General features: G+C 68.8%; 10 protein-coding genes. 8 read left to right on the top strand and 2 right to left on the bottom strand.

Annotated elements, in window-relative coordinates:
• The first annotated feature begins 9 nt into the window (after window positions 1-9).
• From OYT95_RS20210 to OYT95_RS20235, 6 genes are read left to right on the top strand one after another with little or no spacing between them, the layout of a single operon-like run.
• Entirely contained in the window at window positions 10-1278 is a 1269-nt protein-coding gene (locus OYT95_RS20210) for an MFS transporter (RefSeq protein ID WP_112299956.1), read from the top strand.
• A complete protein-coding gene (locus OYT95_RS20215; protein WP_128640637.1) occupies window positions 1271-2059 on the top strand; it encodes a putative hydro-lyase in 789 nt (262 codons plus the stop codon). Before OYT95_RS20210 ends, OYT95_RS20215 begins: the two co-directional genes overlap by 8 nt.
• Window positions 2049-2804 carry a LamB/YcsF family protein gene (locus OYT95_RS20220; protein ID WP_268788797.1) on the top strand — a complete coding sequence of 252 codons (756 nt, stop codon included), beginning with the start codon at window positions 2049-2051 and terminating at the stop codon, window positions 2802-2804. Before OYT95_RS20215 ends, OYT95_RS20220 begins: the two co-directional genes overlap by 11 nt.
• Entirely contained in the window at window positions 2801-3451 is a 651-nt protein-coding gene (locus OYT95_RS20225; protein WP_112299953.1) for a 5-oxoprolinase subunit B family protein, read from the top strand. Before OYT95_RS20220 ends, OYT95_RS20225 begins: the two co-directional genes overlap by 4 nt.
• A complete protein-coding gene (locus OYT95_RS20230) occupies window positions 3448-4311 on the top strand; it encodes a biotin-dependent carboxyltransferase family protein (protein WP_268788798.1) in 864 nt (287 codons plus the stop codon). Before OYT95_RS20225 ends, OYT95_RS20230 begins: the two co-directional genes overlap by 4 nt.
• A 43-nt stretch (window positions 4312-4354) precedes the next feature.
• Complete coding sequence (locus tag OYT95_RS20235; RefSeq protein ID WP_268788799.1) at window positions 4355-7747, top strand: NAD-glutamate dehydrogenase domain-containing protein; 3393 nt, start codon at window positions 4355-4357, stop codon at window positions 7745-7747.
• Window positions 7748-7815: 68 nt separating this feature from the next.
• Here OYT95_RS20235 and OYT95_RS20240 read toward each other — a convergent pair whose 3' ends face one another.
• Together OYT95_RS20240 and OYT95_RS20245 are read right to left on the bottom strand one after the other, a co-directional pair.
• Window positions 7816-8541 carry an amino acid ABC transporter ATP-binding protein gene (locus OYT95_RS20240; RefSeq protein WP_005249317.1) on the bottom strand — a complete coding sequence of 242 codons (726 nt, stop codon included), beginning with the start codon at window positions 8539-8541 and terminating at the stop codon, window positions 7816-7818.
• 4 nt (window positions 8542-8545) lie between these two features.
• A complete protein-coding gene (locus OYT95_RS20245; protein WP_268788800.1) occupies window positions 8546-10357 on the bottom strand; it encodes an ABC transporter substrate-binding protein/permease in 1812 nt (603 codons plus the stop codon).
• 135 nt (window positions 10358-10492) lie between these two features.
• Here OYT95_RS20245 and OYT95_RS20250 point away from each other — a divergent pair, with 135 nt between their 5' ends.
• Both OYT95_RS20250 and OYT95_RS20255 read left to right on the top strand, forming a co-directional pair.
• The gene (locus tag OYT95_RS20250) at window positions 10493-11128 is read left to right on the top strand and encodes a TetR/AcrR family transcriptional regulator C-terminal domain-containing protein (protein WP_112302466.1); all 636 of its coding nucleotides are present in this window, start codon (window positions 10493-10495) and stop codon (window positions 11126-11128) included.
• Between the two features lie 23 nt (window positions 11129-11151).
• Window positions 11152-12657, top strand: coding sequence for a class I adenylate-forming enzyme family protein (locus tag OYT95_RS20255; RefSeq protein WP_128640642.1), 1506 nt, complete (start codon window positions 11152-11154; stop codon window positions 12655-12657).
• Window positions 12658-12660 lie beyond the last annotated feature (3 nt).

Below are 12660 nucleotides of genomic sequence, written 5' to 3' on the forward strand. Positions count from 1 at the left end.
CGAGGTGCCATGACCACAGATACACAGACCGAGGTCGCGCAGGCGCGCCCCTTCGACTGGTTCCGCACCCTCGGGCCGAAGGGAAAGAGAGCCTTCATCGGCGCGTTCGGCGGGTACGGACTCGACTCCTACGACTTCCAGGTCCTCCCGCTCGGCCTCGCGGCCATCGCCGCCTACTTCGGCCTCACCACCGGACAGGCTGGTCTGCTGACGACGGTGACGCTGGTCGTGTCCGCGCTCGGCGGTGCCCTCGCCGGCATCCTCGTCGACAAGATCGGCCGGGTCCGCACCCTGCAGGTCACGGTCGCGACGTACACGATCTTCACGGTGCTGTGCGGCTTCGCGCAGAACTTCGAGACGCTGCTCGTCTTCCGCGCCTTCCAGGGCCTCGGCTTCGGCGGCGAGTGGGCGGCGGGTGCGATTCTCGTGGCCGAATACGCCCGGGCCGAGTACCGGGGCCGGGCCGTGGCGTTCGTCCAGAGCGCGTGGGCGGTGGGCTGGGCGCTGGCGGTGATCGTCTACACGGTCGTCTTCCAGCTGTTCGATCCCGACGTCGCGTGGCGCGTGCTGTTCTTCACCGGTGTGCTGCCCGCCTTCCTCATCATCTGGGTTCGCCGGAATCTGAAGGACCCCGAGGTCGTCACGGAGCGCCGCGAGTCCGCGGGCAAGCAGACGGGCTCGTTCGCCGCCATCTTCCGCGGCGGACTGCTCCGCACCACCGTGCTCGCGTCGCTGCTCGCAACCGGTGTGCAGGGCGGCTACTACACGCTGGCGTCCTGGCTGCCCACATTCCTGAAGACCTCGCGCGGACTCGACGTCGTCGGCACCGGCGGGTACCTCGCCATCCTGATCTCGGGTGCGTTCCTCGGTTACGTCAGCGGCGGCATCCTCACCGACAAGCTGGGCCGCAAGCGGACCATGCAGCTGTTCGCGTTCCTGTCGGCGATCTTCATGGTGGGCTACACGCAGGTGCCCGAGGGTGCGAACACGTTGATCCTCATCCTGGGCTTCCCCCTCGGCTTCTGCACGTCGGCGATCTTCAGTGGATTCGGATCGTTCCTGTCCGAGCTGTACCCGACGCAGTCCCGCGGCACGGGCCAGGGCTTCACCTACAACTTCGGCCGCGCGGTCGGTGCCGTGTTCCCCGCGGTCGTCGGTTTCCTGGCGGCCACCCAGCTGGGTATCGGCGGCGCGATGATCTTCGGTGCGCTCGGTTACGCCATCGCCGTCTTCGCCCTGTTCTTCCTCCCCGAGACCCGCGGGATCCAACTTGACTGACTCACCGGCCGACCTCCGCTCCGCGTTCCGTTCGGGACGTGTCACCCCGACCGCCGGTCTGGCGCCCGGATTCGCGCAGACGAACCTCATCGCCGTTCCGCAGGACTGGGCCTACGACGTTCTGCTGTTCACGCAGCGGAACCCCAAGCCGTGCCCCGTCCTCGACGTCGGCGACGTGGGCTCCCGGGAGACGATGCTCGCCCCCGGCGCCGACATCACCACGGACCTGCCGCTGTACCGCGTGTGGAAGGACGGCGAACTGGCCGACGAGACCGCGGACGTGTCGGCGCTGTGGCGGGACGACCTCGTGGCCTTCCACATCGGGTGCAGCTTCACGTTCGAGCATCCGGTGGCCGCTGCCGGGGTGCCGCTCCGGCACGTCGAGCAGGGCAGCAACGTCCCGATGTTCGTGACCAACCGTGAATGCAGGCCCGCAGGCCGGATGAGCGGACCGATGGTGGTGTCGATGCGGCCCGTTCCCGAACATCAGGTGTCGCTCGCGGCGGCGATCTCCGCGCGGATGCCCGCCGTCCACGGTGGACCCGTGCACATCGGTGATCCCGCGGAACTCGGCATCGCCGACGTCGCGGCCCCCGACTTCGGCGATCCGGTGAACTTCGAGCCCGGCGACGTGCCGGTGTTCTGGGCCTGCGGGGTCACCCCGCAGGCGGCGGTGATGGCGTCCCGGTTGCCGTTCGCGATCACCCATGCGCCCGGATACATGCTGATCACCGACACCCCGGACAGCGAGTACGTCCTGGAGGTTCCCGATGCGCGTTGATCTGAACTGCGACCTCGGTGAGGGCTTCGGGCAGTGGTCCCTGGCGGACGACGACGCCCTCCTCGGCATCGTCACCAGCGCGAACATCGCGTGCGGATTTCACGCGGGGGATCCGATGATCATCCGCCGGGCCTGCGAGGGTGCGGCCGAGCGCAACGTCGCGATCGGTGCGCACGTGGGTTTCCGGGATCTGGCCGGATTCGGCCGCCGTGAACTCGCGGTGTCGCCGGCGGATCTGCGCGACGAGACGCTGTACCAGGTCGGCGCGCTCGCCGGGTTCGCGCGCGCCGCCGGGTCCCGCGTGTCGTACGTCAAACCGCATGGTGCGCTCTACAATTCCGCTGCGCTCGACTACGAGCGGGCCGAGGCGATCGCGTCGGCCATCGACCGGTTCACCGAACCGCTCGCGCTGATGGGCCCACCCGGCTCGCAGTTGCAGCGTGCCGCCGAAACCCACGGCATCGATTTCGTCGCCGAGGGTTTCGCCGACCGCCGCTACACCGCCGCGGGCACGTTGACTCCGCGCTCGGTGACCGGCGCCGTCATCGACGATCCCGACGTCGCCGCCGCCCAGGCCGTGCGCATGGTGTCCAGCGGAACGGTGGAGTCGATCGACGGCGACGACGTCGCGGTGTCGGTGCACAGCATCTGCGTGCACGGCGATTCGCCCGGATCCGTGCGCACGGCCCGCCAGGTCCGGCACGCCCTGGAGAGTGCCGACGTCACGCTCGGGTCCTTCACATGACCACCGCGAGCACCGGCACCCGGATCCTTCCGGCGGGCACCCGGGCCCTCCTCGTCGAACTGGAGTCGGAACCCCTCGTCGTGTCGCTGACCGAACGCCTCCGCCGCACCCCGCTTCCGGGTGTGGAGGACGTGCTTCCCGCGGCGCGGACGGTGCTCGTCACCACGACACCGCGCACCGATCTCGACGAGGTGCGCCGTGCGCTGCGGACGATGACCGACGGACTCGAGGTGCACGAGGACAGCCGCGCATCCGAATCCGAGCCGGTCACGATCCCGGTCCGCTACGACGGCGCCGATCTCGCCGACGTCGCCGACCATCTGCGGATGAGTCGCGACGACGTGATCGCGGCCCACACCGCCGCCACCTGGCGTTGTGTATTCATCGGATTCGCACCGGGTTTCGCCTACCTGAGTTGCGGCGACGACCGGCTGACCGTGCCGCGACGGGCCCAGTCCCGCACCGTGGTGCCCGCCGGGTCCGTGGCCCTCGCCGGCGGTTACGGCGCGGTGTATCCGCGGTCCTCACCCGGTGGATGGCAGATCATCGGAACCACGGACTCCCCGATGTGGAACCTCGACGCGAACCCTCCGGCGCTGCTGCAGCCGGGGCGCCGCGTCCGATTCGTCGACGAGGAAACACTGTGAGTGAACTCGAAGTACTCGAAACGGGTCCGCTCAGCCTGATCCAGGATCTCGGCCGCCCCGGCTACCTCAGTTCGGGTGTGGGCGTGTCCGGCGCCGCCGACCGCGGGTCCGCGAAGCTGGCCAACCGGCTGGTCGGAAACGACGAGAGCCGCGCGTGCATCGAGGTGTTGATGGGCGGCCTCGCCCTCCGCGCGCGGGAGGTGACCATCGTCGCCGTCACCGGTGCACCCGCCACGGCGCTGCTCGACGGAATCCCGATGGGCCACGCGAGCGTCATCGTGATGCAGCCGGGACAGACGCTGCGCCTGCAGTACGCGCAGGTCGGCCTGCGCAGCTACGTCGGCGTTCGAGGGGGCGTCGCGGTGCCGGACGTGCTCGGCTCCCGCAGCACCGACACGCTCTCCGGAATCGGACCGGAAGCGTTGAAACCCAACGACGTTCTACCCGTCGGCACCGCGCCGATAAGCTTCCCGAACGTCGACGTCGCTCCCGTTCCCCCGATGGAGGCGGGAACGCTGCCGGTCCGCGTCATCGGTGGCCCCCGCGACGACTGGTTCACCAACCCCGACGCGCTGACCGCGGGGGTGTGGGCCGTCTCCCCGGACACCGATCGCATCGGGGCGCGCCTCAACCGGCACGGCGACGCGCCCGCGCTGGTGCGGACGTCCGAGGCCGAGCTCCCGACCGAAGGTGTCGCGCTCGGCTCCATCCAGGTTCCGCCGAGCGGGCAGCCCGTCGTCTTCCTGGCGGACCATCCCATCTCGGGCGGCTATCCCGTCATCGGCGTCGTCGCGGACGAGGACATCGACCGGATCGCCCAGGCTCGACCAGGCCAACTGATTCGCTTCACCACTGCGTGATCGGCTTCGCACCGATCCCACTACAGGAGATCACCCCATCGTCATGAACAGCATCGGCACGGAACTCGACACACCCTGGTCCCACGAGCTGTGGCGCAGCACGCTGCTCGCGGAACCGCACCGTCAGGGCACCGCGGTCGCGCGCCACTACGCGTCCGCGCTGCCGATCAGCTACGCCACCGAAACCGATCCGGCACAGGCGATCCGCGACGTCGCCGAGGTGGAGCGTCTCGACGTCGACAGTGTGGCGCTGACGTTCACCACCACCGAGGCGTCCGCGCCGTACGAGAACCTCAAGATCTACGCGGTCGGGAAACCCGCACCGCTCAACGAGGTTCTGCCGATCCTGTCCAGCCTGGGAGTCAACGCGCTCGACGAACGGCCGGCCGCGCTGACCCGCCCCGACGGGCACCGCGCCTGGATCTACGACCTCACCGTCGATCTGGTCGCCGTGACGGACGGTCACGGTGTGACCCGCGACAGCCGGATCGCGGACGCGTTCCGGGCGGCGTGGACGGGTGAGACCGAGGTCGACGGGTTCAACGCGCTCGTCCTGCACGCCGGGCTCGGCTGGCGTCAGGTGACCGTCCTCCGCGCGTACGCCGCCTATCTGCGCCAGGCCGGGCTCCCGTACAGCCGCAGCAACGTCGAACGAGTCCTGCTGAGCAACAGTGCAATCACGCAACTCCTCGTCGAGTTCCACGCTCTTCGGCTCGACCCGGGCGTCGAACGCGACGCCGCCGCGGAGGACGCGCTCGAGGGCCGCATCGTGGACGCGGTCGACGCCGTCGCGGGAATCGACGCCGACCGGATCCTGCGGGCACTGCTCTCCCTGATCCGCGCCACCACCCGCACGACGTACTACGCCGGCGACCGTCGGCCCGCGCGAGCTCTCGCGTTCAAGTTCGACTCCGCATCGATCGACGAATTGCCGCTGCCCCGGCCGAAATACGAGGCCTACGTGTACTCGCCGCGGGTGGAGGGCGTGCACCTGCGATTCGACGACGTCGCCCGCGGCGGCATCCGGTGGTCGGATCGTCGCGACGACTTCCGCACCGAAATCCTCGGACTCGTCAAGGCGCAGGCGGTCAAGAACGCCGTCATCGTCCCCGCGGGAGCGAAGGGCGGCTTCGTCGTCAAGAACCCGCCCGTGCCGACCGGTGACGCTGCCGCCGACCGGGAGGCGACGGCGTCGGCGGGCATCTCCTGCTACCGCGAGTTCATCTCGAGCCTCCTCGATATGACGGACAACCTCGACATCACCACCCGGCAGGTGATCGCGCCGGAGGGCATCGTCCGCCGCGACGGCGACGACACCTACCTCGTGGTCGCCGCTGACAAAGGGACGGCGGCATTCTCGGATGTCGCCAACGCGATCGCGCTGGAGCGCGAGTACTGGCTCGGCGACGGATTCGCGTCCGGCGGTTCCGTCGGATACGACCACAAGGCGATGGGCATCACCGCCCGCGGCGCGTGGGAAAGCGTCATGCAGCACTTCCGCGAGATGGGCGTCGACACCCGCACCGACGACTTCACCGTCGTCGGCATCGGCGACATGAGCGGTGACGTCTTCGGAAACGGGATGCTGCTCAGCCCCCACATCCGCCTGATCGCGGCGTTCGACCATCGCCACGTCTTCATCGACCCCGATCCCGACCCGCAGCGGTCGTGGGACGAGCGGGCACGGCTCTTCGCGGTCGGCAGGTCGAGTTGGAAGGACTACGACACGGCGGTCCTCAGCGACGGCGCGATGATCGTCGACCGGTCGGCGAAGTCGGTCCGGCTGACACCGCAGGCCCGGCGCGTTCTCGGGATCGAGGACGATCGCGTCCTCACCACCGTCGAACTCGTGCGGGCCGTCCTCGGTGCGCCCGCGGACCTGCTCTGGAACGGCGGAGTCGGCACCTACGTCAAGGCGACGACGGAGAGCCATGCGGACGTCGGCGACAAGTCGAACGACGCGGTCCGGCTCGATGCGCCCGCGCTACGCGTCCGGGTGGTCGGCGAAGGCGGCAACCTCGGGCTGACCCAACTCGGGCGAATTGAATACGCGCGCAACGGTGGTCGCGTCAACACCGACGCGCTCGACAACTCGGCCGGCGTCGACTGCTCGGACCACGAGGTCAACATCAAGATCGCGCTGGCGGGCGCCACCGCCGATAACACCCTCACCGCGCAGGACCGGCGAGAGCTGCTGTCCGACATGACCGACGACGTCAGCAGGCTCGTCCTCGCCGACAACCGCAGCCAGAACGAGATGATGAGCCTGAACCGGGCGCAGGCGGGCACACTCGTCAGCTTCCACTCCCGCATGGTCGACGACCTGGAACGGCGCGGGCACGTGGACCGCGCGATCGACGTGCTCCCGACGTCCGCCCAGTTCGGCGCACTCGAACGTGAGCAGAAGGGGCTGACGAGCCCGGAGTTGGCGCAGCTCACCGCGCAGGTCAAGCGTTTCATCAAGAGCGAGGTGTCGGGCACCAGCCTCCCCGACAACGGGGTGTACGCCGGCCGGCTCCACAACTACTTCCCGCCGCGGCTCGGCCGGGAGTTCGCGCACACGGTCGCCGCGCACCCGCTGCGCCGGGAGATCGTCACGACGTCGGTCGTCAACGACATGGTCGACCGCGCGGGGATGACGTACGCGTTCCGGCTGCGGGAGGAGACGGGCGCCGACTCCGCGGAGGCAGTGAACGCCTTCACCGCGGTCACCGAGATCTTCGACCTCGGAGCGACTTTCGAGCGGATCCGGGCGACAGCCGACACGACGCCGACGGCGGGCACGAACGCACTGACGGTGCAGACCCAGCGACTGATCGACCGCGCGTCGCGGTGGCTGACCACCCATCGGCCGCAACCACTGCCGCTGGAGGCCACCATCGCCCGCTACCGGCCGGTCGTCCGCGACCTCGGGCCGCGCGTGCGGGAATGGTTGCGGGGCGACGAGATCACGGCGGTGGAGCGGCGCACCGAGGCCCTCACGTCGCGCGGGGCGGACGCCGGCCTCGCCGCGGACGTCGCGGACCTGCTGCACACGTACTGCCTCCTCGACATCGTGGACATCGCGGAGATCTCACAGCACCGGCCCGAGGACGTCGCCGAACTGTACTTCGCGCTGTCCGCGCACCTGCACATCAACACCGCGCTGACCGCCGTGACGGCGCTCCCCCGGCTGGACCGGTGGCACGCACTCGCACGCCTCGCCCTGCGCGACGACCTGTACAGCTCGCTGCGCGCCATCACCCTCGACGCGCTGTCCGTCAGCGAACCCGGCGAGGACGCGGCCGACAAGGTCGACCAGTGGGAACAGCACAACGCCGCCCGGCTCGCCCGCGCGCGTGCACTGCTGACGGAGATCGAGTCGGAGGTCGCCACCGAGCCCACCCTGGCGCTGATCTCCGTGGCGGCCAGGCGGATCCGGGCGATGACGCGGTAGGCGCTTCGCGCCCGTGCGTGGTCAAGGAGTCTCTGGACTCGTCAACCGCGCACAGGCCGCGGAGCGGCCTACAGCACCTGGGACAGGAACTGCTGCAGCCGTTCGGTTTCGGGCTTGTCGAACAATTGGTCCGGCTTGCCGGTCTCGACGACGGCACCGTGGTCCATGAACAGCACCGTGTCGGACACCTCGCGGGCGAAGCCCATCTCATGGGTGACGACGACCATCGTCATGCCGCCCTTGGCGAGGTCGGCCATCAGCGCGAGGACGCCCTTCACCAGTTCGGGGTCGAGCGCCGAGGTGGCCTCGTCGAAGAACATCACCTCGGGTTTCATCGCGAGGGCGCGGGCGATCGCGACGCGCTGCTGCTGCCCGCCCGACAGGTTGCCGGGCCGCGAGTCGGCCTTGTTGGCGAGTCCGACGAGTTCGAGTTGCTCGAGGGCCAGCGACCGCGCCTCGTCTTTGGACATCCCCTTGAGCTTGCGGGGCCCGAGGGCGATGTTGTCGACGACCGTCTTGTGCGGGAACAGGTTGAAGTGCTGGAACACCATGCCGATGCGCTGCCGCAGCTTGTCCGGGTTGTCCTTCAGCACCGACTTTCCGTCGAGGAGGACGTCGCCCTGATCGGGTTCGTGCAGCCGGTTGAGGACCCGCAGCAGCGTGGACTTTCCGGAGCCGGACGGTCCGATCACGGTGACGGTGTCGCCGGCGTCGACGTGGAGGTCGACACCGCGGAGCACCTTGTTGGTGCCGAACGCGAGATGCAGGTCGGTGCCAGTGAGAGAGACGGCCATCGCCTTATCCCCTTTCCACGACGATGGACTGTTCCACCGGGTCGAGCGTGCCGGACGTGTCGGCGCGGCCGGTGCGCAGACGGTTGTCGATGTAGTTGACGAGGTGGGTCAGCGGAATCGTCATCGCCAGGTAGAACAGGCCGGCGGCGACGAGCGGCGACAGGTTGCCGGTCTGGGCGTTGAGGTCGCGGCCGACGGCGAACAGTTCCCGCTGGCTGACGAGCAGGCCGAGGAAGTAGATCAGCGACGAGTCCTTGATCAGGGAGATGAACTGGTTCATCAGCGCGGGCAGCACCCGTCGCACACCCTGCGGGACGACGACGAGCGTCATCGACTTCCGGTAGCTGAAGCCGAGCGCCCGGGACGCCTCGACCTGTCCGGGTTCGACGCTCTGGATGCCGGACCGGAAGATCTCGCCGATGTACGCGGACGCGAGCAGTGACAGTGCGGCCGCACCGAGCCAGTAGGGGTTGTTTCCGGTGAGTCCCTTGACGATGGGGCCGGCGCCGAGGCCGACGATGAGGATGATGACGACGGCGGGCAGGCCGCGGAACACGTCCGTGTAGACGCGGGCGGGCCAGCGGAGCCAGCGGGTGCGGGAGATCCCGGCCATCGCGAGCAGCATGCCGAGGACGGTGCCGACGATGCCCGACGCCAGCGCCAGGATCAGCGTGTTCGGCAGACCGGTCTTGAGCAGATCGGGGAACGCCCGCGTGTAGAGGTCCCAGTTGAAGAACGTGTCCTTCAGCTGCTGGAGTGTCGACTTGGGTTCCGCGACCGGGGTTTCGGTCGTGTTCTGCGCGTTCTGGGCGGCGAGCGCGGCGAAGTCGGGCAGGTCGGGCGCCGGTGCCGCCTTGCTGCCGGGTTTCCAGCCCTCGGGCAGTTCGCGGGGCACCCAGTCGGAGTACAGCTGGGCCCAGGTGCCGTCGGCGATGACGGCGTCGAGGCCGGAGTTGAGGGCGTCGATGAGCGGCTGGTTCTCCTTGTTGACGGCCCAGCCCACGAAGTTGTTGACGCTGAAGGTGTTCTCGACGATCGACGTGGGATCGCCCGGCGCGATGGCACCCTCGGCCTGCTGCGACGGCGCCACCCAGGCGTCGATCTGCCCGGACTTCAGGTTCGCGTAGGCGGTGGCGTAGTCGGGGAACTTCACCGGGTTCAGCTTCAGCGTGTTCACGACGTAGTCGTCCTGGACGGTGCCCTGGACGACGCCGATGCGGGTCGTCGCGGTGAGGTCGTCGAAGCCTTGGATCGGACCGCCGTTGGGAACGACGAGGGAGAAGTAGCCGAAGTCGTAGCCGTTGGTGAAGCCGACGGTGTTGCGGCGCTCGTCCGTCGTCGTGATGGACGAGGATCCGACGTCGAAGCGGCGGCCGGCCACCTGGGCGAGCAGGCCGGCGAACTCGGTGCCGACGAAGTCGACGCGCAGGCCCAGCTTGTCGGCGACGGCCTTCAGTAGTTCGTTGTCGTAGCCGGTGAACTGGTTCTCCGAGTTCACGCAGATGCTCGGCGGCGCGTCGGACAGCGTGCCGACGGTGAGCACGCCGGGGGTGATGAGGTTCAGTTTCGACGCGTCGATCTGGTCGATCGGGGTGGTCGACGGCGTCGTGTAGCGGTCTTCGGCCGCGGCGCCTGCGGCGGCCAGGTTGGTCGGGGCCGCGGTGGCCGCGCCGACGCCGGGTGGCGAACACAGATCCTGCGGTGCCGCCCCGGACGTCTCCCCGTCACTCGAACACGACGACAGGGTCAACGCCAGCAGGACGGTGAGCAGTAGCGCCACCACCACACGGATCTTCGCTCCGACGGAAGAAAACATGGTGAGCAGCGTAACCCTGGAAGTCGGGATTTCCGGGGTCGGAGGACGTCCGGGGCGACGCCCGTCACTCCCCTTGTTTGTCATACAAACAAAGTCAAGTTATTGTTTGTCATACAAACAACTAGGAGTGCAGTCATGGTGCCGCAGACGGGACGAGCAGCGCGAGCCACCCGGGAGTCCGGTCGTCAGACCCGCGACGCCCTGCTCGCCGCCGCCACGGAACTCTTTCTCGAGCACGGCGAGGGTGTCCCGATCACGCAGATCTGCGCCGCCGCCGGGGCCCACCCCAACCAGGTCACCTACTACTACGGTTCCAAGGAGCGACTCTTCGTCGAGGTCGCGTGCGGTGCCGTGCTGCGCGCCGGTAAGCGGGCCGAGGACGACGCGGCCACCGCGGAGACCGTCGGCGACTACACGGAGAAACTCGTCGGCTCCCTGCTCGGGCCCGGCGCGCCCAGCGTCGAACTCTTCACGTCGGCGATGCTGATGACGGGACGCCGCAGCGAACTGCGCGACCTCATCACCGACACCCTCCGCACACTGCACTCCTCGGGCGAGGACGCGCTGATCCGCACCCTGATGCGCACCGGCTGGCAACTACGCGCCGGCATCGACGTGGAATCGAAGGCGTTCTGGTCGGCGATCTTTGGCCTGGTGATCCAGAAGACCGCCACCGGCGAGAGCTTCGGCTACTCGCTGGAGGAGGCCGTCGCCGTCATCTTCGCGAACCTGCAGATCCCCGAGACCGTCCGCAACACCTCCATCGACTGAACCCCTCTTCTCCAAGGAGCGCGATGAACATCGTTCGCGTATTCGACAGCAACGTTCGGAAGGCGCCCGACAAGGCGTTTCTCCATTTCCAGGGTCGCGACCATACGTATGGTTCCGTGCAGGACGGTAGCCGCCGCGCCGCCGCCCTGCTGCGACAACTGGGTGTCGGGCGCGGCGACCGCGTCGCCCTCATGTGTTTCAACACCCCCGGTTTCGTCTACGCGATGCTCGGGGCCTGGCGCCTCGGCGCGGTGGTGGTGCCGGTCAACCACAAGATGCAGGCACCCGAGGTCGACTACATCCTGCGGCACGCGCAGGTGAAGGTCTGCGTCTTCGACGGCGAACTCGCACCCGTCATCGAGCGACTCGAGACGCCGGTGCAGCTGCTGTCCACCGACACGGCCGTGGAGGGCCGCACCTGCTTCGACGACGCGATCGCGGACCTGGACGGCATCGACGGCATCGAGCCGGACGAGAACGACCCCGCGGAAATCCTCTACACGTCCGGCACCACCGGCGCGCCCAAGGGTTGCGTGCACAGCCACCGAAACGTCGTGCTCGTGGCGACCACGGCGGCCCTCGGCCTGTCGATCACCCGCGACGAGCGACTGCTGATGGCCGTCCCGATCTGGCACGCGTCGCCGCTCAACAACTGGCTGATGGCGACGCTCTACATGGGCGGCACCGTCGTCCTCGTCCGCGAGTACCACCCCGTCCACTTCCTGGAAGCGGTACAGCAGCAACGCATCACGCTGTGCTTCGGACCGCCGGTCATCTACACCACGGCACTGAATGCGGTACCGGATTTCGCCGACTACGACCTGTCCAGCGTCCGGGCCTGGCTCTACGGCGGCGGGCCGATCGGAGCCGACGTGGCGCGCCGGCTCGTCGAGTCGTACCGGACCACCCGCTTCTACCAGGTGTACGGGATGACGGAGACGGGTCCCGTCGGGGCCGTCCTCTACCCGGAGGAACAGCTCGCGAAGGCCGGCTCGATCGGCCGGGCGGCGCTCGCCGGCGTCGACATGCGCCTGGCCGGCCCCGACGGCGTCGACGTGCCCGCCGGGGAGATCGGCGAGATCTGGCTGCGCACCGAGACCGTGATGCAGGGCTACCTCGACGATCCCGCCGCCACCGCGGCCGTGTTCGCCGACGGAGGCTGGTACCGCACAGGCGATCTCGCACGCCAGGACGACGACGGCTACCTCTTCATCGTCGACCGCGCGAAAGACATGATCATCGCCGGCGGCGAGAACGTCTATTCCAAGGAAGTGGAGGACGCCATCTCCGGCCATCCCGACGTCGTGGACGTCGCGGTGGTGGGCCGGCCGCACCCCGAGTGGGGCGAGACCGTCGTCGCGCACGTCGTGTGGCGCGAACCGGACGTCGTGGGTGCCGACGACATCCGCGACTACCTGTCGGACAAGCTGGCGCGCTACAAGATTCCCCGCGACTACGTGTTCGCCACCGTACTGCCCCGCACCCCCACCGGCAAGATCCAGAAGCACCTGATCCGCTCCGCGGGCTGACTC

Origin of the sequence: Rhodococcus sp. JS3073, from assembly GCF_026810085.1 — a bacterium.
Lineage (GTDB): Bacteria > Actinomycetota > Actinomycetes > Mycobacteriales > Mycobacteriaceae > Rhodococcus_F > Rhodococcus_F wratislaviensis.